Here is a 26,381-nt window from a genome sequence, read left to right as displayed (position 1 = left end):
GCGACCAGAAACATTCTAATAACAATGTGACCTGAAGCACAAATTTAATTTCGAATGAAAGTAAAAGGCCGGGTGGCAGCTTCGCCTTACCCGGCTAAGGGGAGAGCAGTTGTAGGCCGGATAAGCGTCAGCGCATCCGGCAATGGGGAGGGTAGCGTGCCGGATGGCGGCGTGAACGCCTTATCCGGCCTACAATATTGCTTACAGCATGTGCTCAGTACGCGCGATGATATCGTCCTGCGCATCCGGAGACAGGGCAGTGAAGAAGGCGGAATAGCCTGCGACACGCACCACCAGGTCACGGTATTGATCCGGGTGTTTTTTTGCTTCCAGCAGCGTTTCACGGGACACAATGTTGTACTGAATATGCCAGCCTTTGTGCTCTTCAAAGAAGGTGCGCAGCAGGATCATCAGCTTTTGTTTATCTGATTCATTCTCCAGCGTGGCCGGATTCAGCTTCTGATTTAACAACACACCGCCGAGAATGGAGCCGGTAGGCAGTTTACCCACTGAGCCAATTACCGCCGTCGGGCCGAGATGGTCCGTCCCGGAAGCCGGACTTGCGCCTTCAGCCAGCGGGGTGTGTGCTTTACGGCCATCCGGCGTTGCCATGGTTGCCGCGCCAAACGGCACGTTGGCGGAGATAGAAGAGGTCCCGGCGTAGTAATTGCCGCCAACCGGACCGCGACCATAACGTGGATTATGGTACTGTTTCAGTTCATCAATATAGGTCTGATAAGCGCGGGCCAGCAGCGTATCAACGGAATCGTCATCGTTGCCGTACTTCGGCGCGCCGTTGATCAGTCGTTGGCGTAATTGCTCGTGAGTCAGACCGTCAAAATCATCAGCCAGTGCCGCAGCTAATTGCTGCTGGCCGATAGCGCCTTGATCGAAGACCAGTTTCTTCACAGCCGCCAGGCTGTTGCCGAGGTTGGCAATACCCACCTGCAAACCTGATACCCAGTCATACTTCGCGCCGCCTTGCTTAATGCTTTTCGCGCGTTCGATACAGTCGTCTACCAGCGCCGAACAGAGAATATCGTGTACGTTCTCTTCCAGCATGGTGTCGACGACATACTCGATTTCGATGGATTTACGCGTGTAGTAGCGAATCTGTGTATCCCAGGCGTCCATCACTTCATCGAAATTGTTGAAATTGCCGGCCGAGAGCGCTTTTTCCTGCGGCAGGAAGACTTTGCCGCTGGTGGCATCGCGTCCGCCTTCCAGCGCCGCCAGCATCACACGGGCAAAGTTAATAAAGCTCATACCGGTACAACGATAGCCCCATTTGCCGCCAACGGCGGTTTCGATGCAACCAATGGCCGCATAGTCGTAGGCATCCTGCGGTTCAATGCCAAGCTTGATAAATTCAGGTATGACGATTTCATCGTTGTTAAAGGCTGGCATCCCGAAGCCGCAGCGAATGACCTGCACACAGGCATCAAGGAAATCGTTACTCATCCCCGCATGATAGCGCACGCTCAGGTTAGGCTGAGTAGAGCGCAGGCGGCCGCAGGATTCGAGAATGGCGTAGGAGAGCGGGTTGACGGCATCCACCGCCTGACCGTTAACCAGATTCTGTCCGCCAATGGTCACATTCTGATACAGCGGGCTACCTGCCGATGCTTTGGAGTGGGAGCCGGAGCGAATTTTGTTCACTTCCAGCAGCTTCAGCCAGCAACTGTGCAGCAGCTCAATAGCGTGTTCGCGATGCAGCGATTGATTCAGCTCCACATCACGACGATAGAAAGGATAGAGATACTGGTCCATGCGACCAAACGACACTGAATGGCCGTTGGATTCAATTTGCAGAATCAACTGGATGAAGTAGCACAACTGCAGCGCCTGCCAGAACGTTTTTGGCGGTTCATGGGCAATCACATCACAGTTTTCTGCCATGGTCAGGAGTTCCTCGCGACGGCTGGCGCGGGTCTCCGAGGATGCCATTTTACGTGCCAGGGTGGCAAAGCTCTCAATATGCAGACTGACGGCCTCCAGCACGATATCAATCGCTTTCAGGAACTGATCGCCATGGAGGTCTTCCAGACAAGTCAGATTGATGCGGGAGCGACGTTCATCAACTTTGTGGCGCAGGCCGTCGAGACCTTTTTCCAGCAGCAGCGGGAAGTTCACCGCCAGGTGTGCGTCGCCGGAAGTCATATTGCCTTCGGCTTTGATAATGCCGGTTTCCAGCAGACCTTTCTGCTCATCGGTAAACATCCCGTAGCAGCGATCCTGTACGGTCTGGCCGCGCCACCACGGGCACACCTCGTGCAATACGCGTTTGTTCTCTTCACTTACCGAAAAGCCAGCGCCCGGCCTGTCGGCGAGATCATCGATCTCTTTTTCAATCCAGGAGACGGTGTATTCCGGGAAGATCGGTGCAGCGCGCACTTCGCTCGCCTGGTTACCAATAATCAGTTCGTCATGCTTGATCCAGATAGTACGTTCCGCCAGATGATGGGCCAGTGCCAGCGCACGGCGTACCGGGATCGGCTTATCCAGATGTTGTTGATACATCTCGGTATAGTGCTGGGCGCGCTCGGTGCAAACCGGCGGCTTCACGATGTGGATCAGGGCTGTTTTATGCGCTTTGATACGGTCGCTGAGTGTGTCCAGTTTCAAAGTGGTCATGGCGATTATCCTCGTAGGGTCGCGGTTAAACCTTTATGGCGGGCATACTGCTGAGCAAATTCGAGCAGGGCAGGCGCCTCAAGCGGTTTATCCGGTGCGTTGTAGGGTTGACTGAGTAAGTGGTATTTATTGATGCCCAGGGTGTGATAGGGCAAAAAATGGATCTCACCGACGTGAAGCTCGTCGGCAGCAAAATCGGTAATAGCCTGGATGGCGGCTTCGTCAGCGTTGAAACCCTGAATCAGCGGTACGCGGATAATCATTTTTTTACCCGCAGCGGCCAATTTTTTCAGATTGTCTAATACACGAGAGGCACTGCCATCGGTCCACTGCTTAAACGGCGCGTCGGCGACATGTTTTAAATCAGCCAGGAACAGATCAACGTAAGGTAATGACGGCTCGATATACTTCCACGGTACATGCAGACAGGTTTCGACCGCCGTATGAATACCCGCATCGTGGCTGGCCTTGAATAATTCTGCCGCCAGTTCTGGCTGCATAAACGGTTCGCCACCGGAGAGGGTGAGACCCCCACCGCTACGATCGTAAAACGGTTTATCACGCAATACGGTCGCCATGATGTCGTCCACGCTTTTTACCTCTCCGCAGACGGTCAGCGCCTGGGTTGGACAGCAGTCAGTCAGCGCGGCGAAAGCGTCATCGGTCAGTTTTTCGCGATGAATAAGCAGACCGCTTAGCGCTCGCTCAATCACCGCAGGTGCCGCCTGAGCACAGAGATCGCAACCGTCGAGACACAACCGTGCGTCGTAGAGCAGGTCCTGTGTGCGGGCGCGGCTTTCCGGATTCTGACACCAACGACAGCCCAGGGAGCATCCCTTAAGGAACACCACGGTACGGATACCGGGACCATCATGCGTGGAATAGCGCTGGATATTGAAAATCATAAGCGGCCTCTTTTCTTTCGTATAAAGATTAAATTACTTTCGAATGAAAGTTATATTGACGTGCGTCAACTAACCGTGAGGTTTCGCCGTGCTACCTTTTATTCATGCTAATTATTCGTTTGAGGAAAGGTTATGGAACTCTATTTAGATACGTCTGATGTTGCCGCTGTCAAAGCTCTGGCGCGTGTTTTGCCGTTGGCTGGGGTGACCACTAACCCGAGCATTGTGGCGGCTGGTAAAGAGAGGCTGGAAGTGTTGCTGCCGCAACTGCAGGAAGCGATGGGGGGACAAGGCCGTCTGTTTGCGCAGGTGATGGCGACGACCGCCGAAGGCATGGTCAAAGATGCACGTAAACTGCGGGCAATTATCGCGGATATCGTGGTCAAAGTGCCGGTGACGGCAGAAGGTCTGGCGGCAATTAAGCTACTGAAAGAAGAAGGGATCCCGACGCTGGGTACCGCGGTATACGGTGCTGCTCAAGGGCTGTTAGCGGCGCTGGCAGGAGCGGAATATGTTGCGCCATACGTAAACCGCGTGGATGCGCAGGGGGGAGATGGTATTCAGACGGTGACCGATCTGCAAACCTTACTGAACATGCATGCGCCGCACGCCAAAGTACTGGCAGCCAGCTTCAAAACGCCGCGTCAGGCGCTGGATTGCCTGCTGGCAGGCTGCGAGTCTATCACGCTGCCGCTGGACGTGGCGCAGCAGTTTATGACCTCTCCGGCTGTGGATGCGGCGATTGTGAAGTTTGAGCAGGACTGGCAGAGGGCGTTTGGACGGACGTCGATCTAGTTTTAGGTCGGATTACTCCGGCATATTTGCGTAGGTGATTCCGTTAAAATGAATCTGTTGCAGTTAAGAGCAATAAACTGCGAATCCCCCTCGTAAAACCGGTAAAGCCTGCATGCTACCCGTCATCGCGACGGGTACATTCACGTCATCATGTTTATCAGGTGACGGACCGCCATGAAAAAAACACCTACAGCCACACCGCACGATGCGCTGTTTAAAACATTTTTAAAATACCCTGCCACAGCCCGTGATTTTATTGAAATTCATCTTCCTCCCACGCTACGGGCGCTTTGTGATCTGGCGACGTTAGAACTGCAACCCACCAGTTTTATTGAAGAAAACTTACGCGCATATTATTCAGATGTGCTTTGGTCGATGAAAACCAGTGAAGGGGAGGGTTATATCTATGTTGTGATTGAACATCAAAGTCGTCCTGATGTGCATATGTCGTTTCGCCTGATGCGTTATGCGATAGCGGCAATGCAAAGCCACCTTGACGCCGGGCATACCCGCTTACCGTTAGTCGTGCCGATGTTGTTTTATCATGGCGTCGATACGCCTTATCCCTTCTCTTTATGCTGGCTGGATGAGTTTGATAATCCGCTCCTGGCGCGCCAGCTTTATCTGTCGGCATTTCCATTGGTGGATATTACCGTGATCCCGGATGAAGAAATTATGCAGCACCGGCGTATCGCACTGCTGGAACTGATTCAAAAGCATATTCGTCAGCGCGATTTATTAGGACTGGTGGACAATCTGGCTACGCTGCTGGTTACAGGAAGTGCTAATGACAGCCAGCTAAAAGCGCTGTTTAATTATCTGCTAATCCAGCATGGTCACAAACCGCGCTTTGGGCGATTTATGCGTAAGCTGGCGCAGCAGGTACCCGAACACAAGGAGCGTACAATGAATATTGTTGAAAAAATACGTAGGGCAGGGGAGCGAAAGGGGCTACGGAAAGGCATGGAGCGCGGTCATGAAAAAGGTTTAGCTGAAGGTCGTCGCGAGGAAGCGCAGCGCATTGCCCACTCAATGCTGGCCGATGGTCTCCCACGGGAGCTTATCGTGAGAATCACTGGGCTATCTGAGGAAGATATTAACTCTTTGACGCATTGAATGTATGTTAATACAGCCCCGGAAAATAAATGCCGCCGGGGCTTACCGTTACTGCCCGCACACCTCACATCCCGGGTTACGCATCAGCTTCATTTCGCGAAACTGGCAGGTCATGGCGTCGTACATGACGATTTTTCCAGATGCGGGTTTACCGTAGTTTGCCAATAATTTAATGGCTTCCATGGCCTGTAATGAGCCGATCACGCCGATTAGCGGAGCCATTACGCCAGCTTCCACGCAGGTGAGGGCATTTTCACCGAACAGGCGGCTCAGGCAATGGTAGCAAGGTTCGCCTTCCTGATAGGTAAAGACGGTAATTTGTCCTTCCATGCGAATTGCCGCCCCGGAAACCAGCGGAACCTTTGCGCTAAAGCATCCGGCATTAAGCTGATTGCGGATGCTGACGTTATCCGTACAGTCCAGCACCAAATCGTGTTTGGCGATCAGCGCGTGAATTTCGCTATCATCCAGCAGTGCGTTCACTGGCGTAATGGCGATATAAGGGTTAATCCGCGCCAGCGCGTCGCGGGCGGATAGCACTTTCGGTTGCCCTACGGTTGCATCGCTGTGCAGCGTCTGGCGCTGGAGGTTCGACACGGAAACGGTGTCAAAGTCGAGCAGCGTTAAATGCCCGACACCAGCGCCTGCCAGGTATTGGGTCGCGGCGCAGCCAAGTCCCCCCAGACCAACGACCAGTACCCGCGCCTCCTTCAGCGCTTCCTGACCTTCAAAATCGAAGCCGCGCAGAATGATTTGCCGGTTATAGCGCATCATCTCCTGGTCGCTGAGTTCCGCCATTACAGACCTCCAAACAGCGCGTTAAACGGCTCGACTTCAACCCACTCTCCGGCTTCAACGTTACCACGATCGCGTTCCAGCACGATAAAACAGTTGCCGAGGCTAAAGGAGCTAAAAATATGCGAACCCTGGTGTCCGGTGGTGGTGACTTCCAGTTCGCCTTCTGCGGTGCGCTGCAATACGCCACGTTGAAAATCCAGACGGCCTGGCGTTTTCTTCAGACGTGACGCGGTGCGTACGCGTTGACGAGGAGGCAACCCACAGCCCGTGTTGCCGCTAAGCTTCGCCAGCATTGGTTGCACCAGTTGATAAAAGGTGAGGGCTGCTGACACCGGGTTACCCGGCAGGCCGCAAAACCAACTGTTGCTTAGTTTGCCAAAGGCGAACGGTTTGCCCGGTTTGATGGCCAGCTTCCAGAAGGCAATTTCTCCCAGTTCCTCCAGAATGGTTTTGGTGTAATCCGCTTCACCGACAGAAACGCCGCCGGAGCTGATAACGACATCGGCCTGGCTGTCGGCTTCAATAAACGCCGCGCGTAGCGCGTTGGGATCGTCGCGAATAATTCCAAGGTTGATTACCTCGCAGCCCAACTGTTGCAGCATCAGGTGAACGGCCAGACGGTTGGTGTCATAAATCTGTCCGTCGCTCAGCGGTTGACCCGGCAGTTGCAGTTCATCACCGGTGGAGAACAACGCCACGCGGACTTTGCGCACAACAGGCACATCAGCAATACCGAGCGAAGCCAGAACCGGGAGCTCGGCGGTTGTCAGGCGAGTCCCGGCGGGGAAGACGACTGCACCGTTTGCAATATCTTCACCGCGCAGACGAATATTTTGTCCGCCGCGGACTTCGGCGGTAAAACGTACACCGTCATCGGTTTGTTCTGTTTGTTCCTGCATGACCACCGCTTCACAACCGGCAGGCACCGGGGCGCCGGTCATGATGCGGATACAGGTCCCCGCGGGCCATTCGCCGTGAAAAGGCTGTCCGGCAAAGGCTTTGCCTGCTACCGCAAGCGGCAGACCCGAGCGTAAATCGTCTAATCGTACCGCATAGCCATCCATTGCCGAATTATCGAATCCTGGTACATCAATGGGGGAAACGACGTCGGCGGCCAGAATGCGGCCAAAGCATTGAACCAGCGGCAGCGTTTCGACAGCGGTGAGCGGGGTAATACGCGACAGCATCTGAGAGAGAGCCGTTTCAAGCGGCATCAGTCCGGCGGTAAATTCCATGAGAAGACTCCTGCGGGCAAAATCGAATCCGGCCATTATGTCAGAAAATGGCCGCGGACAGTATGCTACCTCAGGCTTAGAATCAGATCTGGTCAAGGTTTCATGCCAGAGGATAGCGCCACAGGAAAAATGCAGTATAGACTCAATATTTCCGCTCTTTTCCCCAGGGGGCTAAATGGCTACTCCTATTCCGGACGCAATTCGACGACAGGTGAATGCCGCCAGTGCGCTCATCCGCCAGCTTTTCGAAGAGAATCTCGTGGCTATTCATCTGTATGGTTCTGCTGTCGACAGCGGTTTAAAACCTCTCAGCGACATTGATTTGTTGGTCACCATACGGGAACCAATGGATGCCCGGTTAAGAGAAACCGTGATGCGGGAATTGCTGACCATTTCAGCGCCGCCCGGGACTTCAGAGCGTTATCGCGCGCTGGAAGTCACCGTTGTTGTGTACTCGCTGATCGTACCGTGGCAATTCCCACCCGTAAGAGAAATGCAGTTTGGCGAGTGGTTGCGTGAGGAGATCGGCGCCGGCGTGTTTGAACCGGCGCTGGCGGATGCTGATCTTGCCATTTTGCTGACCCAGGCCCGGCGCGCCAGCGTACCGTTGTTCGGTGAACCCGCTGATATATTTTTCAACGCCATTCCTGCCAATGATGTCTTAAAAACGTTTCGACATACTCTTGAACAGTGGCAAGAACCCGCAGATTTAGAGGGTGATGAGCGCAATATCATTCTGGCTCTGGCGCGCATCTGGTACAGCGTTGTGACCGGCGATATTGTCGCTAAGGATGAGGCCGCGTCGTGGCTCATGCCTAAATTGCCCGTTGAGCATGCTGACACGCTGCAAGCTGCATGTGCGGAATATCTTGGGGTGGCCAAAACGAACTGGGCTGAATCCATGCCGTCAGTACAACGGTTTGTATGGTATGCAAAAAAACAGATTACCGATCTGCTTGAATAGGTTATTCAACGTCGTCGGGGATTCATTCCTGTTAACTCCATCTGAATGACCTGACAGCATCGATTATGAGAGGCAGGCCTTTACCTTTACATGACGTCTGCATCTTTCTATATTCAAAAATCGAATCAATAAGTCACCGAAATTCTGATATTTATAACCCCGGAACCGGTCACCTTAATGGACGAAAAAATGGGTAAAGCAGTTATTGCAATTCACGGCGGCGCCGGGGCTATTACCCGTGCACAGCTGAGCCAGGAGCAGGAGTTGCGTTATATACAGGCGCTGTCAGATGTTGTCGAAACCGGTCAGCGGATGCTCGAAGAGGGGCGTAGCGCACTGGATGTGGTGACCGAGGCCGTGCGTCTGCTGGAAGAGTGCCCGCTGTTTAATGCCGGAATTGGCGCAGTATATACCCGTGATGAAACCCATGAGCTGGACGCCTGCGTGATGGACGGTAATACCCTGAAAGCGGGAGCCGTCGCGGGAGTCAGTCATCTGCGAAATCCAGTTCTCGCGGCACGCCTGGTGATGGAACACAGCCCACACGTCATGATGATAGGTGAGGGGGCAGAGAATTTTGCCATTGCGCAGGGTATGGAGCGCGTTTCGGCGGATATTTTCTCGACGCCAGAACGCTACGCTCAACTGCTGGCGGCGCGAACGGCGGGTGAAATGGTGCTGGATCATAACGCTACCCCACTGGATGAGAACAACAAAATGGGTACCGTGGGGGCGGTTGCGCTGGATATGTCTGGTAATCTGGCGGCGGCGACATCGACCGGCGGGATGACCAACAAATTGCCGGGCCGGGTGGGTGACAGTCCACTGGTTGGCGCAGGCTGTTATGCCAATAACGCCAACGTGGCGGTTTCCTGCACCGGAACCGGAGAAGTCTTTATTCGTGCGCTGGCGGCTTATGACATTGCGGCATTGATGGATTATGGCGGCCTGAGTTTATCTGAGGCGTGCGAGCGTGTGGTGATGGAAAAATTACCGGCGTTGGGCGGCAGTGGCGGCTTAATTGCTATCGATCATGAGGGCAATGTCGCCTTACCGTTTAACAGTGAAGGCATGTACCGTGCCTGGGGATACGCGGGCGATACGCCAACCACCGGTATTTATCGGGAAAAAGGAGATACCGTTGCCACACAGTGATGAGCTTGACGTCAGTGACGTGCTGGCAGTGAGTAACCTGAACATTGCCTTTGAACAGGAACAGCAGCGCGTAAGTGCGGTGCGTAATCTGTCATTTCGCCTGAAGCGTGGCGAAACGCTGGCGATAGTTGGCGAGTCCGGTTCAGGAAAGTCGGTCACGGCTTTGTCGCTGATGCGTCTGATAGAACAGGCTGGCGGTGAGGTGAGCTGTGATGAAATGCTCCTCCGACGCCGCAACCGCCAGGTTATTGAGCTGGGTGAACAGAGCGCATCACAGATGCGCCACGTGCGCGGCGCGGATATCGCGATGATCTTTCAGGAGCCGATGACATCGCTAAATCCGGTGTTTACCGTGGGTGAGCAGATTGCCGAGTCTATCCGCTTACACCAGGGGGCCAGTCATGAAGAGGCGATGCTGGAAGCTAAACGGATGCTCGATCAGGTCCGTATCCCTGAGGCGAAGGCGATTTTATCGCGTTATCCGCACCAGCTTTCCGGCGGCATGCGCCAGCGCGTGATGATCGCCATGGCGCTGTCGTGCCGCCCTGCGGTGCTGATTGCCGATGAGCCGACCACCGCGCTGGATGTCACTATTCAGGCGCAGATCCTGCAACTCATAAAAGTGTTGCAGCAGGATATGTCGATGGGGGTGATCTTTATTACCCACGATATGGGTGTGGTGGCGGATATTGCCGACCGTGTGCTGGTAATGTATCAGGGTGAGGCGGTTGAAACCGGCAGCGTTGAGCAGATCTTTCATGCTCCCCAGCATCCCTATACTAAAGCGTTGCTGGCAGCCGTACCGCAGCTTGGCGCCATGAGCGGACAAGCGTATCCGCGCCGTTTCCCACTTATTTCTTTACACGATCCCAGTCATGTTGAACCGCAAACCGAGCAGGACACCGTGGTTGAAGGCGAGCCTATCCTACGGGTACGCAATCTGGTGACGCGTTTTCCTCTGCGCAGCGGCATTCTTAACCGGGTAACCCGTGAGGTGCATGCGGTGGAAAACGTCAGCTTTGACCTGTGGCCGGGAGAAACGCTCTCGCTGGTGGGCGAGTCGGGCTGCGGCAAATCCACCACCGGGCGGGCGTTGCTGCGCCTGGTTGAGTCTCAGCGTGGAGAGATCATCTTCAACGGACAGCGGATTGATACCCTCGCCGCCAGCAAACTGCAGCCGCTGCGCCGGGACATTCAGTTCATCTTCCAGGACCCTTATGCATCGCTCGATCCTCGCCAGACGGTGGGATATTCCATTTTAGAGCCGTTACGGGTGCATGGATTACTGCAAGGTGATGCGGCGGCAAAACGGGTTGCCTGGCTGCTGGAGCGCGTAGGATTGCTCCCTGAGCATGCCTGGCGCTATCCGCACGAGTTTTCCGGCGGTCAGCGTCAGCGTATCTGCATTGCCCGGGCGCTGGCGCTCAATCCCAAGGTAATCATTGCCGATGAGTCGGTCTCGGCGCTGGATGTCTCGATTCGTGGGCAAATTATCAACTTGTTGCTCGACCTGCAGCGCGAAATGGGGATCGCATATCTGTTTATTTCCCACGATATGGCGGTAGTGGAGCGGATCAGTCACCGTGTGGCGGTGATGTATCTGGGGCAGATTGTCGAGATCGGTGCCCGGCGGGCGGTATTTGAAAATCCACAGCATCCGTATACGCGCAAACTGATGGCGGCAGTACCGGTGGCCGATCCATCACATCATCGGCCCCAGCGCGTGCTGTTATCGGATGATATCCCCAGCAATATCCGCAAGCGCGGCGAAGAGATTTCCCCCGTGTCACTACAGTTAGTTGGCCCGGGGCATTATGTCGCGCGTCCACAACCAGAAAATGCGCTTTCGCGTTTATAACAGGCAGACAGGGTTTAAGGAGAATAACATGACAAAAATTGTTGCTCGAAAATGGCTGGTTGCTGTGGGAGTGGCCTCGGCGCTGGCCGCCGCACCGGGCTGGGCCGCCAAAGACGTGGTGGTGGCAGTGGGATCTAACTTCACCACGCTCGACCCCTATGACGCGAACGACACGTTGTCGCAGGCGGTAGCAAAGTCGTTTTATCAAGGACTGTTTGGCCTTGATAAAGAGATGAAGCTGAAAAATGTGCTGGCGGAGAGTTATACGGTTTCTGATGATGGCCTGACTTACACCCTTAAGCTGCGTCAGGGCGTGAAGTTTCAGGATGGCACTGACTTCAACGCCGATGCGGTCAAAGCTAACCTCGATCGGGCCAGTAATCCGGAAAACCATCTGAAACGCTACAACCTGTATAAGAATATTGATAAAACCGAGGTTGTCGACCCGTCGACGGTGAAGATTACGCTGAAGCAACCGTTCTCGGCATTCATCAATATTCTGGCGCACCCGGCAACGGCGATGATTTCGCCTGCCGCGCTGGAGAAATACGGTAAGGAGATCGGCTTTCATCCTGTCGGCACCGGACCGTATCAGCTTGAAACCTGGAATCAGACGGATTTTGTGAAGGTTAAGAAGTTCGCGGGCTACTGGCAGCAAGGGTTGCCAAAGCTTGACACGATTACCTGGCGTCCGGTGACCGACAACAACACGCGTGCGGCCATGCTGCAGACCGGGGAGGCGCAGTTTGCCTTCCCGATCCCTTACGAGCAGGCGGCGCTACTGGCGAAGAACAAAAACCTGGAACTGGTGGCCAGTCCGTCTATCATGCAGCGCTATATCAGCATGAACGTCACGCAAAAACCGTTCGATAACCCGAAGGTGCGTGAGGCGCTGAATTATGCCATCAACCGTCAGGCGCTGGTGAAAGTCGCTTTTGCCGGGTACGCGACGCCTGCCACCGGTGTTCTCCCGCCATCGATTGCCTATGCGCAAAGCTATACGCCGTGGCCTTACGATCCGGCGAAAGCGCGCGAGTTGCTGAAAGAAGCGGGTTACCCTAATGGTTTTACCACCACGCTATGGTCTTCGCATAACCACAGTACCGCGCAGAAAGTACTGCAATTTACTCAGCAGCAGTTGGCACAGGTGGGCATTAAGGCGCAGGTAACGGCGATGGACGCTGGTCAGCGAGCGGCGGAAGTTGAAGGTAAAGCGCAGAAAGAGAGCGGAGTGCGGATGTTCTACACCGGCTGGTCTGCTTCTACAGGTGAAGCGGACTGGGCGCTGTCGCCGCTATTTGCATCACAAAACTGGCCGCCGACGCTGTTTAACACGGCGTTTTACAGTAATAAGCAGGTGGACAGTGATTTAGCCGCGGCTCTGCAAACCAACGATCCGGCGCAGAAAGCGAAGCTGTACAAAGATGCGCAGGATATCATCTGGAAAGAGTCGCCGTGGATCCCGCTGGTAGTGGAAAAACTGATTTCGGCGCACAGCACCAGGTTGACGGGATTCTGGATCATGCCGGATACCGGATTTAGCTTTGATGATGCGGATTTAAACTAAGCGATGCATTCGGCTCCGTAATGCAGGGGCCGGCGAAGGGAGCGTGATGCTTAACTATGTTTTCAAGCGCCTGCTGGGGTTGATCCCAACGCTGTTGATTGTGGCGGTGCTGGTGTTTTTATTTGTTCACCTGCTACCCGGCGATCCGGCCCGGCTGATTGCCGGACCGGAGGCCGATGCTGAGGTAATTGAACTGGTGCGTAAGCAACTGGGTCTGGACCAACCGCTGCATATTCAGTTATGGCATTACATGACCAACGTGTTGCAAGGCGATTTTGGAACCTCGATGGTTTCTCGCCGCCCGGTTGCGGAAGAGATTGCCAGCCGTTTTATGCCATCGCTATGGCTGACAATTGCCAGTATGGCGTGGGCAGTGTTATTTGGCATGACGGCGGGGATTATCGCCGCCGTGTGGCGTAATCGCTGGCCGGACAGGTTAAGTATGACGCTGGCGGTCACCGGGATCTCTTTTCCGGCTTTTGCGCTCGGCATGCTGCTTATGCAGATATTTTCCGTTGAACTCGGCTGGTTGCCCACCGTGGGCGCTGACACCTGGCTGCACTATATCCTCCCGTCAATTACGCTGGGGGCGGCGGTGGCTGCGGTGCTGGCCCGCTTTACCCGTGCTTCGTTTGTCGATGTGCTCAGTGAAGATTATATGCGCACTGCGCGAGCTAAAGGGGTGAGTGAAACCTGGGTGGTGTTGAAACATGGTCTGCGTAACGCGATGATCCCGGTGGTTACCATGATGGGGCTACAGTTTGGTTTTTTACTCGGCGGCTCAATCGTGGTTGAGAAGGTGTTTAACTGGCCAGGGCTTGGACGACTGTTAGTGGACTCAGTCGAAATGCGCGACTACCCGGTGATACAGGCCGAGGTGCTGTTATTCTCTCTGGAGTTTATTCTTATTAATTTAGTGGTGGATGTACTCTACGCCGCCATTAATCCGGCTATCAGGTACAAGTAAGGATGCGATTTTTTAACTGGCGCCGACAGGCGATTTTAAATGCGATGCCCCTTGTTAAGCCAGAGCAGATTCGCACGCCGTGGCATGAGTTCTGGCGTCGTTTCCGCCGCCAGCACATGGCGATGATCGCGGGATTGTTTGTCCTTATCCTGATTATGGTGGCGATTTTTGCCCGCTGGCTGACGCCATTTGATGCCGAAAACTACTTCGATTATGACCGTCTGAATGACGGGCCGTCGATGCTGCACTGGTTCGGCGTTGACTCCCTGGGACGGGATATCTTTAGCCGTGTGCTGGTTGGGGCGCAAATCTCGTTGGCGGCAGGGGTCTTTGCCGTATTTATTGGCGCGACGATTGGCACCGTGCTGGGGTTACTGGCGGGATACTACGAAGGCTGGTGGGATCGACTGATTATGCGCATCTGCGATGTACTGTTCGCCTTTCCGGGTATTTTGCTGGCGATCGCTGTGGTGGCAGTGCTGGGCAGCGGTATTGCCAACGTGATTATTGCCGTGGCTATTTTTTCTATTCCGGCCTTCGCGCGTCTGGTGCGTGGGAATACGCTAGTGCTGAAGCAGCAGACCTTTATTGAATCTGCGCGCAGTATTGGCGCCAGCGATGCAACCATCATCTTTAACCATATTCTACCGGGAACGGTCTCATCGATTGTGGTCTTTTTTACCATGCGAATTGGCACGTCGATTATCTCTGCCGCGAGCTTGTCATTTCTGGGATTGGGCGCGCAGCCGCCGACCCCGGAGTGGGGGGCAATGCTCAATGAGGCGCGGGCCGATATGGTGATTGCGCCGCATGTGGCGATTTTCCCGGCGGTGGCGATATTTCTGACGGTGCTGGCGTTTAACTTACTGGGCGATGGCCTGCGCGACGCGCTGGACCCGAAGATAAAAGGATAAACCACAGGCCGGATAAGACGTAACGCTTATCCGGCCTACGTTGGGTTACGCTATTTAAACGCGGGTGCCCCACAGATCGTATTCATCTGCGTTTTCGACCTTCACGCGGATGATATCGCCAGGTTTCACCCTGGTTTCGCCATTCAGGTATACCGCGCCATCGATTTCCGGGGCGTCAGCCATACTGCGACCAATCGCGCCTTCTTCGTCAACTTCATCAACGATAACCAGAATTTCGCGGCCCACTTTCTCCTGCAAGCGTTCAGCAGAGATCTGCTGTTGCAACTGCATAAAGCGGTTCCAGCGTTCTTCTTTCACCTCTTCCGGGATTTGATCCGGCAGGTCATTGGCGCCAGCGCCTTCTACCGGGCTGTACTTAAAGCAGCCGACGCGATCCAGGCGTGCTTCCTTCAGGAAGTCGAGCAACATCTGGAAGTCTTCTTCTGTTTCACCCGGGAAACCAACAATGAAGGTGGAGCGCAGCGTCAGTTCAGGACAAATTTCACGCCACTGCTTGATACGCGCCAGCTGTCTGTCCACGGAGCCTGGGCGTTTCATCAGCTTGAGAATACGCGGGCTGGCATGCTGCAGCGGGATGTCCAGATACGGCAGAATTTTGCCTTCCGCCATCAACGGGATCACGTCATCAACGTGCGGGTAGGGATAGACGTAATGCAGACGCGTCCAGATCCCCAGTTTTGATAACTGTTCGCACAGATCAACCATGCTGGTTTTGACCGGCTCGCCGTTATGGAAACCGGTGCGATGCTTCACATCCACGCCGTACGCGGAGGTATCCTGAGAAATGACCAGTATCTCTTTCACGCCCGCATCTACCAGACGCCTGGCTTCGCTGAGTACGTCGCCGATCGGACGACTCACCAGATCGCCACGCATCGACGGAATAATGCAGAACGTGCAGCGGTGGTTGCAGCCTTCAGAAATTTTCAGATAGGCATAATGGCGCGGAGTCAGCTTGACGCCCTGCTCAGGAACCAGACTCTGGAACGGGTTATGCTTTGGTTTTGGCACATAGTGGTGAACGTGCTCCAGAACCTGTTCATAGCTGTGCGGACCGGTGATTTCCAGCACTTTCGGGTGGACTTCACGGATCTGATCGACTTTCGCGCCCAGACAGCCGGTAACGATCACCTTGCCGTTTTCGTTCAACGCTTCGCCGATTGCTTCCAGGGACTCCTGAACCGCGCTGTCGATAAAGCCGCAGGTGTTAACGATAACCATATCCGCGTCGTCGTAGCTTGGCACAACATCATAGCCTTCGGTACGAAGTTCGGTCAGGATGCGCTCAGAATCGACGAGGTTTTTCGGACAACCTAGTGATATAAAACCAATTTTTGCCATTTTCTTATACTGTACATTGCTCGTAATCGGGGGATTATACAGATGCCGTCACGGTACATCTATATCTGATCGGTATAAGGCGCAGGGAAGACTGGCTTCTCATTTTGCATATTGTCGCAGCCAGATTTGCTTGTCTTAGCGGCAGAGTAACTTGCCGAGGGTTGTAACATTGTAAATTATGTTAATCAATTGAGCTTTGTTGATGTAGGACATCTATTTGTTCAAAAAACAACCATACTATTAAGTTGCACCATGGTTGGAAAGAGGAGGAACAAAGTATGGTTGTTGACAGACTGAGAACCGATCTTCTCAACAAATTGATAAACGCCCGTATCGAACTTGCCGCTTATCTGCTGTTGAGAAAAGCGAAAGGCTACATGTCAGTCAGCGAGAGCGATCGTCTGCGTGATAATTTTTTTGTGCTGAATCGCGAATTGCACGAGCAATCACAGCTTCACGGTATGCATCTTGATCAGGAAGAGTGGAATGCCCTTCATCGTGCTGAAGGGGCGTTAGCCGCCGCCGCTGTTTGTCTTATGAGTGGACATCACGATTGTCCAACTTTTATTGCCGTTAACGCAGATAAACTGGAAAACTGCCTGACAACGCTGACGCTGAGCATCCAGTGTTTGCAATCTTATCCAACGCTGGAACACGTCTGAATCAGGGGGAGGGCGCTCCCCCTTTTTGTTAAGATTATGTAAATGTGACGGGGTAATTCCCCCTGCTGGCTACGCTTTATGCAGAGCCATTAAGGAGGTGTTATGCGTCGACTCTTTCTCTGTGCTATCCCACTTGCGCTATTTTCCTCTTATGCCGCCGCGGTAAAGGTGGAGGTGCTGCAAACCAAACTCGATCACCCGTGGTCGCTGGCTTTTTTACCCGATAATCGCGGTATATTAATTACCCTTAAAGGCGGCCAGCTTAGACTTTGGCAACCTGATAAGGGGCTTTCCGACCCGCTGACCGGCGTACCTAAAGTCTGGGCGAATGGTCAGGGAGGATTGTTGGATGTGGCGTTAGCGCCTGATTTTGCACAATCCCGGCGAGTGTGGCTCAGCTTTGCTGAAGTTGATAGTGAAGGTAAAGCCGGCACGGCGGTAGGTTACGGACGCCTGAGCGACGATCTCAAACATCTGCAAGCGTTCCAGACCGTTTTTCGCCAACAGCCGAAGCTCTCAACCGGAAACCATTTTGGCGGGCGCATGGTGTTTGATGGCCATGGCTATCTGTTTATTGGCCTGGGTGAAAATAACCAACGTGCAACCGCGCAGGAGCTGGATAAATTGCAGGGCAAGGTGGTACGTCTGACCGACGAGGGCAAAACGCCGCCGGATAATCCGTTTGTGAATCAGTCGGGAGCGCGGGCAGAAATTTGGTCGTATGGCATCCGTAATCCACAAGGTATGGCGATGAATCCATGGAGCGATGCGCTGTGGCTCAATGAGCATGGTCCGCGCGGAGGCGATGAAATCAATATCCCCGCAAGAGGCAAAAACTACGGTTGGCCGATCGCGACCTGGGGGATTAACTATAGTGGTCTCAAAATTCCCGAAGCCAGGGGCCAAATTGTTGCGGGTACTGAGCAACCCATCTTTTACTGGGAAAAGTCACCGGCAGTTAGCGGAATGGCTTTTTATCATAGCAATACCTTCCCGCAGTGGCGGCAAAAGTTATTCATCGGCGCATTGAAAGATAAAGAGGTGATCGTGCTGAGCGTCAAAGGGAATGCGGTCACGGAGGATGGCCGCATTTTACAGGATAGAGGGCAGCGGATCCGCGATGTGCGCGTCGGACCAGACGGCTATTTGTACGTGTTAACCGACGAGTCCGACGGGGAATTATTGAAAGTGAGTCCCTGAGCTGATTAGCTGACCGGGATCATTACCATTTTTTGAAATGCCGGACGTTCCGTCAGTTGCTGATACCAGCGTTCCAGGTGTGGACGCGGGGTCCAGGTCAGACCAACTTTGAACAGGTTATAGACGAATGGCGCAATGGCGATATCCGCCGTGCCGAATTCAGCTCCGGAGAACCACGGCTGGTCCGCCAGCGCGTTATCCAGAATAGCAAACAGGTTATCGCAAACCTGAGTACTTGCCTCAATGGCTGCCATGTCGCGCTGATCGACCGGCGTTCTGACCAGACCAAATAAGATAACCCGGTGTGTAGGACTCAGCGTCTGGTTCGCCCAGTCCATCCATTTTTCGCCGACAGCACGCGCGGCCGGGGCGTCAATCCATAAGCGATTTTGTCCGTACTGAGCCGCCAGATAACGGACAATAGTATTGGATTCCCACAGGACAACGTCCGTTTCATCATCGCGTAGCAGTGGGACCAACCCGTTCGGGTTCATCGCCAGATAGTCGGCGTCGCGGTTACCGCCATGCTGCCCGCCCGCCAGAATTTGGTTGTACGGCAGCTCCAGTTCTTCAAGCGTCCACAATACTTTTTTTACGTTGGTCGAGTTATTGCGACCCCACAGTGTAATCATAGTAACCCCGCAAATTAATTGAGCAGCTTCATGGCTGCAGATACCCTCTGACTCGCTCACATGGTGGGGTAAACCTAATATTTACGCAACAACGTCTAAAAAAATCGTGCCAGGGGCAGCGCTGCGCGGCGTTATTGCATAAACTTTAAAAACTTTACCAACATACGGTTTCTTTAAGCTCGTTAGTGCGTTATTACTCACCGCACTTATTTTACACGTCATCCATCAGGTTTTTTCTGCAATGGGTTGGCCGAGGTTGTCTGGCCAGTTTTGTGTAAACACGGTGTGGTATGACGTGGTTTTTTAGAATGGATACTCGGGTGGCATTTATGACGCAATACTTCTCTTCACTTCGCAGCTTTGCTGCAGGTTCTGCACTCTTAATCCTTTTGGCGCCGACCGTACAGGCGGCGGAGCAACCCACGGCTCCGCCGAGCGTGGACGCGCGTGCATGGATCCTGATGGATTACGCCAGCGGCAAGGTGCTGGCGGAAGGTAATGCTGATGAGAAACTGGATCCTGCCAGTCTGACCAAGATTATGACCAGCTATGTGGTCGGTCAGGCGCTGAAGGCCGGAAAAATTAACCTCAACGACATGGTCACCGTGGGCAAAGATGCCTGGGCGACCGGTAATCCGGCCCTGCGCGGTTCGTCGGTTATGTTCCTCAAACCTGGCGATCAGGTTGCGGTATCCGATCTGAACAAAGGCGTTATCATTCAGTCTGGTAATGATGCCTGTATCGCACTCGCTGATTACGTTGCCGGGAGCCAGGAGTCCTTCATCGGTCTGATGAACGGTTACGCGAAAAAGCTGGGACTGACCAATACCACGTTCCAGACGGTGCATGGCCTGGATGCGGCAGGGCAGTTCAGTACCGCGCGTGATATGGCGTTGCTCGGCAAGGCGTTAATCCACGATGTGCCCGAAGAGTACGCTATTCACAAAGAGAAAGAGTTTACCTTTAATAAAATTCGCCAGCCGAACCGCAACCGTCTGTTGTGGAGCACCAACCTGAACGTGGACGGAATGAAAACCGGTACCACAGCGGGCGCAGGTTATAACCTCGTCGCTTCCGCGACCCAGGGGGATATGCGCCTGATCTCCGTCGTGCTGGGAGCAAAAACCGACCGTATCCGTTTTAATGAGTCCGAAAAGCTGCTGACCTGGGGCTTCCGCTTCTTTGAAACCGTTACGCCGATCAAGCCGGATGCCACCTTCGTGACTCAGCGCGTCTGGTTTGGCGATAAGAGCGAAGTCAATTTGGGTGCCGGGGAAGCGGGTTCGGTTACCATCCCGCGCGGTCAGCTTAAGAACCTGAAAGCCAGCTTTACGCTGACTGAGCCACAGTTAACCGCGCCGCTGAAAAAGGGGCAGGTTGTGGGGACTATCGACTTCCAGTTGAACGGTAAATCTATCGAGCAGCGTCCGTTGATGGTGATGGAAGCGGTGGAAGAGGGTGGTTTCTTTAGCCGGATGTGGGATTTTGTGATGATGAAGTTCCACCAGTGGTTTGGCGGTTGGTTCTCTTAATCTAACCGATTGCCGGATGGCGCTACTATCGCTGTCCGGCAGTATCACTTAATACAACAGCTTTATGCGTTGCGCCTTAGCGTATTCCACAAACTCATCGTCGGGGCGGCTATCACTGATGATGGTATCAAAACGTTTTAATTCCCCCATCCTCGCAGGACGTACCTTCCCAAACTTGCTGTGGTCGACCACCAGAACGTGATGCTGCGCCATCGACATTGCCCAGTGTTTTACTGCTAACTCTTCCAGATTAAAACAGGTCACGCCTTTCTCAATGTGCACGCCTGCCGCGGAATAAAAGGCGATATCCGGGCACAGATTATTCAGTGTTTCCTGAAAATCGAGCGGTTTGAAGATGGCGTTACTGGCATGAAATTCCCCGCCACACAGAATGACGCGACACTGCGGTTTTTCCTGCAATACCAGAAATGTATTTAGCGAGTAGCAGATTGCGGTGAAAGGCAGTTCATTGTCGATAGCCTCAATAATCCACGGCGTGGTCGTGCCGCAGTCGAAAAAGATGGTTTGATGCGCCTGTACGAGGCTTGCCGCCTGCTGGGCGGCACGGCGCTTTTCATCAACCAGACGGGATTTTTGATCGCTGATTAAATAGTGGTTGGCGCTGCGGGGCTCAAGAACAATATAGCCCCCGAGCAAGACGACAGGCGCATTGTTATTATTCAGGTCGCGACGAATGGTCATCTCAGATACGCCCAGCAGCGTCGCGGCTTCTTTGAGGTGTAATTTATCGCTGCGTTTCAGCGCCTGTAGCAACTGACCAATACGCTCGTCGCGTCGAGTTTCCATAGTTCCCCTGGAGAGTAGTATAAGTGCTCGTATTGCGCCTAATACTACTCTTTTTACCGTGGGTTAGTCACGCACCCAGCCTTTACGGATGGGCAGAGCGAAACAGGTGCGATAGCAGGTCTGCAAGCCGAAATATAGGGTGGCGCCGAACCGTTGCCAGATCATCTGGGCGCTCAGGCAGCCGATCAGCCCAGCCAGGAATCCGCCCAGCATATCCAGCGGCCAGTGCACGCCAAGGTAAACGCGCGACCATGCAATCGCCACGGCGACAACCATCAGCAGCGCGCCAGTCCACAGACGATGCCAGAACAGGAAAGCCAGAGCAAAAGTAAAGATAACCGTGCCGTGATCGCTCGGGAAAGAGTCATCCGCCGCATGGTGGAGGAAGTTGTACCCAATGTGGTTAACGAACGGACGATCGTGGGGGAACAGATGCCCCATCAGCCATGAAATAGTCAGGCCGACTGCCAGCGCTATCGCCATTTTTATGACCAACTGGCGCTGGAGAGTAACCTGAGCGCGCGGTCCCCAAAGCCAGAGAATAACGGCTAACAGCGGGACAATGCTGATTAAATCTTTGGCAATAAATATGGCGAGCGAGATAGCCCATTGCGCTGAGTCCGGCGTGGCATTGATGAGATAAAAAAGCGAGTTGTTCAGATTTTCCAGCATAACGTCCAGACTCAGTGTAATTGTTAAAAGGCCCATAGGGGGAGAGCATAAAATTGCTGTTACAGGATAAAAAGCGGTCTTGTCTTATTTGTCTGCTAAATGACTATTTTTAAGACAATTAATGGGACTTATTGAGCATGATAGCGGCCTCAACTTAAATTAACCTTAAAGCAAAATGTTCTTGAGCAAATGAATGTAAATATGTGCGCATTTTGCTTTCAAATCACATAATTCACTATCACCGGTACGGCGCATTTATTACACTTTGCGCGTTTTTTCCTTTGCTAAGAGACTGCATGCAAAACCGTTTATCTTCAGGCGCCCGGTTGGGGCGTCAGGCATTACTTTTTCCTCTCTGTCTGGTGCTTTACGAATTCTCTACTTATATCGGTAACGATATGATCCAACCTGGAATGTTGGCGGTGGTGGAGCAATATCAGGCCGGATTAGACTGGGTACCCACTTCCATGACTGCGTATCTGGCGGGTGGCATGTTTTTACAGTGGCTGTTAGGACCGCTGTCGGATCGTATTGGTCGTCGCCCGGTGATGTTAACCGGTGTGCTGTGGTTCATTGTGACCTGCCTTGCGACTCTGCTGGCACAGAATATTGAGCAGTTTACCTTTCTACGTTTCTTGCAGGGGATAAGCCTGTGCTTTATTGGCGCGGTGGGTTACGCCGCAATTCAGGAATCTTTTGAGGAAGCGGTATGCATTAAAATTACCGCGCTGATGGCAAACGTGGCGCTGATTGCGCCGCTGCTGGGACCGTTAGTTGGCGCGGCCTGGGTGCATGTTCTGCCGTGGGAAGGGATGTTTATCCTGTTTGCCGCCCTCGCAGCTATCTCCTTTTTTGGCCTGCAACGCGCGATGCCGGAAACGGCGACCCGGCTTGGTGAAAAACTGTCTATTAAAGATCTGGGTAAAGATTATAAGCTGGTGCTAAAAAATGGGCGTTTTGTTGCCGGCGCGCTGGCGTTGGGTTTTGTCAGCCTGCCGTTACTGGCGTGGATTGCCCAGTCGCCGATTATTATCATCAGCGGAGAACACCTCAGCAGTTACGAATATGGCCTGTTGCAGGTGCCGATTTTTGGGGCGCTGATTGCTGGTAATCTGGTGCTGGCGCGTCTGACTTCGCGCAAGACCGTGCGTTCGCTGATTATCATGGGCGGCTGGCCTATCGCCGTCGGGCTGGTGATTGCCGCGGCGGCCACGGTGGTGTCATCCCATGCGTATTTGTGGATGACGGCGGGTTTGAGTATCTATGCGTTTGGCATTGGCGTGGCGAATGCGGGGCTGGTCCGCCTGACGTTGTTTGCCAGTGAAATGAGTAAGGGTACGGTTTCTGCCGCCATGGGCATGTTGCAGATGCTGATTTTTACCGTCGGTATTGAGTTGAGCAAACATGCTTATCTGCTGGGAGGAAACGGCTTGTTCAGCCTGTTTAATCTGGCAAGCGGCGTACTGTGGCTGATATTGATGGTTATCTTTCTGAAAGATAAACGGGTAGGGAATTCCCGGGAAGGCTGAAGCCCGGTTGCCCGGGCTTCGCAAAACTTAGTGGTGATCGTCAATCTGATGTTCGATGATCATCCCTTCACCTACGCTGGCAACATGTCGCGCATAAGGATGCGCGCGATAGACAGGGGCCGGGGCAGGTGCCGGGGCAACATACACCGTTTGCGGCGCGGTCGTCACGCTGACCGCCTGCGGAACGCTGACGGAAGAGGGCACGACCACCACTTTATAACCGCTTGGTACATCCACGGTAACGCTTTGCGCAAATGCTGTTCCGGTAAAGCCCAGCAACAATGTTGCCATCAGTACACTTTTCTTCATGATCCGCTCGCCTGAAGTAATCACCGGAGGTAATAATCCAGTGGAGTTAATTTGAGGCGGATTATGAATAGATCATATCATCATTTTGTTGCCGTCTGTGCTGAGGTGTTAATGCGTAAACGGCGCTTCGTTTTTTAATACGCGGTCGATAACATCCAGCACACCCTCTTCATTGTTCGATCCCGCGCGATATTTTGCCGCCTGGACAACCGGTTCGTGAGCGTTGGCCATTGCGAAACTAAATCCCGCCTGACGCAGCATCTCAATATCATTTCCGCCATCGCCAAACACAACAACCTCGTCGTCGCTAATATTCCAGCGTTGTTGCAGCAGGCGCAGACCGTTTGCCTTATGCACACCTGGAATAATTAAATCGATGCTGCCGTAGCCGGTATGCACCGGTACCATGATATCGCCAATTGCCTCATGGAGATCGGCCTGCACCTGCGGGATACGGTCGTCTGAAATATTCAGCCCGAATTTGAAAAAAACGTCGTTGAGGTTGTCAAAATTATCTACAAATTCAAGACGATGATAGTACATGGCGGAAACGGATTTATGCTCATCGCTGTATTTTTTGAGCGTATAGGCGCTGTTTTTACCGCAGGCGATAATGTCGATGTCCGTACGGGTCAACAGATGATCCACGATGGCCCTGAAATCGTCTTTTGCCAGTTCACCGTTAAAAATATCTTTCCCTTCACTGACTACCCAACCGCCGTTTTCAGCGACAAATGAGATTTCATTGGCCAGTTCAGGGAAAAAGGAGATGAGCTGGTAATACTGGTTGCCGCTGGCGACGACAAAACGGATGCCTTGTTTTTTCATCTGCTGTTATTGCGCCATAAACCGCTCACGGTTATAGGTTTTTTGGTCGCTTAAAAAAGTGCCGTCCATGTCGACCGCAATTAATTTGATGCTCATTAGCTGTTCTCCATCACAGGGGGATTTTTGAGATCCGGTTTCGCCACCGCTTTCGCGACGATGGCGGCGATAAGCACCAGCGCCAGCACCACCAGCATAGCGCTGCGCAGGCCGTAGTGTTCACCCAGATAGCCGAGCAGCGGCGGCCCTACCAGGAACGCCAGGTAGCCGGTGGTCGCCACAACGCTGACGCGGGTTGGCGCATCGGGACCGGTGTCGCTGGCGGCTGAAATGGTCAGCGGGAAGCCGAGCGATGCGCCAAGCCCCCAGAGAATAACGGAAACACCTGCTACCCATGTGCTATCGACAAAAATAATCAGACTGATGCCAAGCGCACCCATCAGCGCGCTGGCACGCACTACCGCGACGCGGCTGTAGTGGTCGATGAACCAGCCGCCGGTGAATCGACCCACGGTCATCCCCAGCGTAAAACCAGCATAAATCAGCGAGCCTGATGTCGGGCTAAACCCGTGGCCATCCACCATTAGCAGCGGCAGCCAGTCGTTGGCCGAACCTTCAGCAAACGCCATTGCCAGCACTACGACGCCAATCAGCAGCAACTGAATGTCGCGATAAAAAGGCACGCCTTTTTCGCTGGAGTGAGCGCCGTTAGAGGCATTCTTGCCCGTGCCGTCTGGAATGGCCTTGATGGCGATAAAGATAGGAGTGATTGCCACCATTGCCGCCAGTAAAATATGTAAAGTCGCTGGAACGCTGAGGGCGGTAAGCATCATCCCGACCCCGGCTCCCGCCAGCGTTCCCAGACTGTAAAAACCATGCATCATCGGCAGCACGGTTTTGTTCATTTCGCGCTCAACTGCCGCGCCTTCGACGTTGATGGCGACTTCCGCCGCGCCAAAGCTGGCGCCAAACACGCTCAGGCCAAACGCGAAAAGCCATGCGGAATGCAACCAGAGCGCCGCGCTGAGGATAGCCATCCCGAGGACTGCACAGGACATGGTGGTGCGGATCACTTTACGCGTGCCAAATCGTTTCACCAGCCAGGCCGAACAAAGAATGCCACTCATCGAACCAACAGAGAGTCCAAACAATACCGCGCCCATTTCGGCGGTGGAGATGGAGAGGATATCTCGGATGGCAGGAGTACGCGTTGCCCAGGAAGCCATTAGTAATCCGGGTAAAAAGAAAAACGTGAAAAGCGCCCAGGTGCGACGTCTTAAGGCTTTGCGTGGTGAGGTGCCAGTCATGAATTCGAGCCAAAGAAAAGAGGGAAGAAGACAACATTAGCAAGACTGTGTACATTTGTACACAAATGCAAGGAGAGGAAATGCAGTGCGACGCGCGAACGATCCGCTACGGCGGGAAAAGATAGTTCAGGCCACCCTGGAGGCGGTAATCGCCTACGGTGTCCATGGGGTTACGCACCGAAAAATCGCCATGATTGCCGGGGTGCCGCTGGGTTCAATGACCTATTATTTCTCAGGAATAGATGAGCTTTTAATGGAGGCGTTCGCGCGCTTTACTGACACAATGTCTCAGCAGTATCAGGCTTTTTTTGCCGACGTTGCGGATGCGCAGGCAGCCTGCCATGCCATTACCGAGATGATTTACAGCTCCCAGGTTACGACGCCCGATAATATGGAACTTATGTACCAGCTGTATGCTTTCGCCAGTCGCAAACCGACGTTGAAAATGGTGATGCAAAACTGGATGTTACGCAGTCAACAAACGCTGGAACAATGGTTTGAACCGGTAACTGCGCGGGCGCTGGATGCATTTCTCGAAGGAATGACGCTGCATTTTGTCACCGACAAAAAACCGCTGTCGCGGGAGAATATTCTGGTGATGGTGGAGCGTATTGCCGGATTGCCGCAGAGATAACA

Annotated in this window: 23 protein-coding genes and 1 pseudogene; 13 read left to right on the top strand and 11 right to left on the bottom strand. The window is 53.5% G+C overall.

All coding sequences use genetic code 11. The features are described from left to right. Positions 1-201: 201 nt before the first annotated feature. Both AC534G_RS16580 and AC534G_RS16575 read right to left on the bottom strand, forming a co-directional pair. Positions 202-2,634 carry a glycyl radical protein gene (locus AC534G_RS16580; protein ID WP_110498525.1) on the bottom strand — a complete coding sequence of 811 codons (2,433 nt, stop codon included), beginning with the start codon at positions 2,632-2,634 and terminating at the stop codon, positions 202-204. A gap of 5 nt (positions 2,635-2,639) precedes the next feature. Next, positions 2,640-3,539 (bottom strand): glycyl-radical enzyme activating protein, encoded by a 900-nt coding sequence (locus tag AC534G_RS16575; RefSeq protein ID WP_110498524.1) that lies wholly within the window; start codon positions 3,537-3,539, stop codon positions 2,640-2,642. A gap of 132 nt (positions 3,540-3,671) precedes the next feature. Here AC534G_RS16575 and fsa point away from each other — a divergent pair, with 132 nt between their 5' ends. Further along, the gene (gene fsa / locus AC534G_RS16570; RefSeq protein ID WP_110498523.1) at positions 3,672-4,334 is read left to right on the top strand and encodes a fructose-6-phosphate aldolase; all 663 of its coding nucleotides are present in this window, start codon (positions 3,672-3,674) and stop codon (positions 4,332-4,334) included. 174 nt (positions 4,335-4,508) lie between these two features. After that, complete coding sequence (locus AC534G_RS16565; protein ID WP_110498522.1) at positions 4,509-5,450, top strand: Rpn family recombination-promoting nuclease/putative transposase; 942 nt, start codon at positions 4,509-4,511, stop codon at positions 5,448-5,450. Between the two features lie 48 nt (positions 5,451-5,498). Here AC534G_RS16565 and moeB read toward each other — a convergent pair whose 3' ends face one another. Together moeB and moeA are read right to left on the bottom strand one after the other, a co-directional pair. Then, the gene (moeB, locus tag AC534G_RS16560) at positions 5,499-6,248 is read right to left on the bottom strand and encodes a molybdopterin-synthase adenylyltransferase MoeB (RefSeq protein ID WP_069323222.1); all 750 of its coding nucleotides are present in this window, start codon (positions 6,246-6,248) and stop codon (positions 5,499-5,501) included. Further along, positions 6,248-7,483 (bottom strand): molybdopterin molybdotransferase MoeA, encoded by a 1,236-nt coding sequence (moeA, locus tag AC534G_RS16555; protein WP_038639168.1) that lies wholly within the window; start codon positions 7,481-7,483, stop codon positions 6,248-6,250. The genes moeB and moeA overlap by 1 nt, the downstream gene beginning before the upstream one ends. A gap of 175 nt (positions 7,484-7,658) precedes the next feature. On the opposite strand from moeA, the gene AC534G_RS16550 reads away from it, so the two are divergent. The 6 genes from AC534G_RS16550 to gsiD all read left to right on the top strand — a co-directional run bounded on the left by AC534G_RS16550 (position 7,659) and on the right by gsiD (position 14,908). Beyond that, positions 7,659-8,447: an aminoglycoside adenylyltransferase family protein gene (locus AC534G_RS16550; RefSeq protein ID WP_110498521.1), complete on the top strand. Its 789-nt coding sequence runs from the start codon at positions 7,659-7,661 to the stop codon at positions 8,445-8,447. Positions 8,448-8,636: 189 nt separating this feature from the next. After that, entirely contained in the window at positions 8,637-9,602 is a 966-nt protein-coding gene (gene iaaA, locus AC534G_RS16545) for a beta-aspartyl-peptidase (protein WP_069323360.1), read from the top strand. Further along, positions 9,589-11,460: a glutathione ABC transporter ATP-binding protein GsiA gene (gsiA, locus tag AC534G_RS16540; protein WP_110498520.1), complete on the top strand. Its 1,872-nt coding sequence runs from the start codon at positions 9,589-9,591 to the stop codon at positions 11,458-11,460. Before iaaA ends, gsiA begins: the two co-directional genes overlap by 14 nt. A 28-nt stretch (positions 11,461-11,488) precedes the next feature. After that, positions 11,489-13,027, top strand: a complete 1,539-nt coding sequence (gene gsiB, locus AC534G_RS16535) for a glutathione ABC transporter substrate-binding protein GsiB (RefSeq protein ID WP_110498519.1) — start codon at positions 11,489-11,491, stop codon at positions 13,025-13,027. Between the two features lie 46 nt (positions 13,028-13,073). After that, on the top strand, positions 13,074-13,994 hold the full coding sequence (gene gsiC / locus AC534G_RS16530; protein WP_110498518.1) for a glutathione ABC transporter permease GsiC: 921 nt from the start codon (positions 13,074-13,076) through the stop codon (positions 13,992-13,994). Between the two features lie 2 nt (positions 13,995-13,996). Next, positions 13,997-14,908 carry a glutathione ABC transporter permease GsiD gene (gene gsiD, locus AC534G_RS16525; protein ID WP_038639184.1) on the top strand — a complete coding sequence of 304 codons (912 nt, stop codon included), beginning with the start codon at positions 13,997-13,999 and terminating at the stop codon, positions 14,906-14,908. A gap of 54 nt (positions 14,909-14,962) precedes the next feature. Here gsiD and rimO read toward each other — a convergent pair whose 3' ends face one another. Next, positions 14,963-16,270: a 30S ribosomal protein S12 methylthiotransferase RimO gene (gene rimO / locus AC534G_RS16520; RefSeq protein ID WP_110498517.1), complete on the bottom strand. Its 1,308-nt coding sequence runs from the start codon at positions 16,268-16,270 to the stop codon at positions 14,963-14,965. A gap of 278 nt (positions 16,271-16,548) precedes the next feature. Here rimO and bssR point away from each other — a divergent pair, with 278 nt between their 5' ends. Further along, positions 16,549-16,932 (top strand): biofilm formation regulator BssR, encoded by a 384-nt coding sequence (bssR, locus tag AC534G_RS16515; RefSeq protein WP_038639191.1) that lies wholly within the window; start codon positions 16,549-16,551, stop codon positions 16,930-16,932. 102 nt (positions 16,933-17,034) lie between these two features. Further along, the gene (locus tag AC534G_RS16510) at positions 17,035-18,132 is read left to right on the top strand and encodes a PQQ-dependent sugar dehydrogenase (RefSeq protein ID WP_110498516.1); all 1,098 of its coding nucleotides are present in this window, start codon (positions 17,035-17,037) and stop codon (positions 18,130-18,132) included. A gap of 5 nt (positions 18,133-18,137) precedes the next feature. Here AC534G_RS16510 and AC534G_RS16505 read toward each other — a convergent pair whose 3' ends face one another. Next, a complete protein-coding gene (locus AC534G_RS16505; protein ID WP_199981180.1) occupies positions 18,138-18,764 on the bottom strand; it encodes a glutathione S-transferase family protein in 627 nt (208 codons plus the stop codon). A gap of 329 nt (positions 18,765-19,093) precedes the next feature. Here AC534G_RS16505 and dacC point away from each other — a divergent pair, with 329 nt between their 5' ends. Continuing rightward, a complete protein-coding gene (gene dacC, locus AC534G_RS16500) occupies positions 19,094-20,296 on the top strand; it encodes a serine-type D-Ala-D-Ala carboxypeptidase (protein WP_032940149.1) in 1,203 nt (400 codons plus the stop codon). 48 nt (positions 20,297-20,344) lie between these two features. Here dacC and deoR read toward each other — a convergent pair whose 3' ends face one another. Together deoR and ybjG are read right to left on the bottom strand one after the other, a co-directional pair. Further along, positions 20,345-21,103, bottom strand: a complete 759-nt coding sequence (gene deoR / locus AC534G_RS16495; RefSeq protein ID WP_038639198.1) for a DNA-binding transcriptional repressor DeoR — start codon at positions 21,101-21,103, stop codon at positions 20,345-20,347. Positions 21,104-21,166: 63 nt separating this feature from the next. Then, complete coding sequence (gene ybjG, locus AC534G_RS16490; protein WP_038639201.1) at positions 21,167-21,775, bottom strand: undecaprenyl-diphosphate phosphatase; 609 nt, start codon at positions 21,773-21,775, stop codon at positions 21,167-21,169. Positions 21,776-22,071: 296 nt separating this feature from the next. On the opposite strand from ybjG, the gene AC534G_RS16485 reads away from it, so the two are divergent. Further along, complete coding sequence (locus AC534G_RS16485) at positions 22,072-23,304, top strand: MFS transporter (protein ID WP_038639204.1); 1,233 nt, start codon at positions 22,072-22,074, stop codon at positions 23,302-23,304. A gap of 27 nt (positions 23,305-23,331) precedes the next feature. On the opposite strand, the gene AC534G_RS16480 is transcribed toward AC534G_RS16485, so the two are convergent. The 3 genes and pseudogenes from AC534G_RS16480 to AC534G_RS16470 all read right to left on the bottom strand — a co-directional run bounded on the left by AC534G_RS16480 (position 23,332) and on the right by AC534G_RS16470 (position 25,745). Next, positions 23,332-23,613 (bottom strand): hypothetical protein, encoded by a 282-nt coding sequence (locus AC534G_RS16480; protein ID WP_038639207.1) that lies wholly within the window; start codon positions 23,611-23,613, stop codon positions 23,332-23,334. A gap of 108 nt (positions 23,614-23,721) precedes the next feature. Then, positions 23,722-24,537 (bottom strand): annotated as a pseudogene (locus AC534G_RS16475) (Cof-type HAD-IIB family hydrolase). Continuing rightward, positions 24,537-25,745 (bottom strand): MFS transporter, encoded by a 1,209-nt coding sequence (locus AC534G_RS16470; RefSeq protein WP_199981181.1) that lies wholly within the window; start codon positions 25,743-25,745, stop codon positions 24,537-24,539. The pseudogene AC534G_RS16475 and the gene AC534G_RS16470 overlap by 1 nt, the downstream one beginning before the upstream one ends. A gap of 85 nt (positions 25,746-25,830) precedes the next feature. Between AC534G_RS16470 and AC534G_RS16465 the strand changes: the two genes are divergently transcribed. Further along, a complete protein-coding gene (locus AC534G_RS16465) occupies positions 25,831-26,379 on the top strand; it encodes a TetR/AcrR family transcriptional regulator (protein WP_110498513.1) in 549 nt (182 codons plus the stop codon). The last annotated feature ends 2 nt before the right edge of the window (positions 26,380-26,381 follow it).

It is taken from the genome of Citrobacter sp. CRE-46 (genome assembly GCF_059615875.1).
This window is presented reverse-complemented; position numbering and strand designations above follow the sequence as displayed.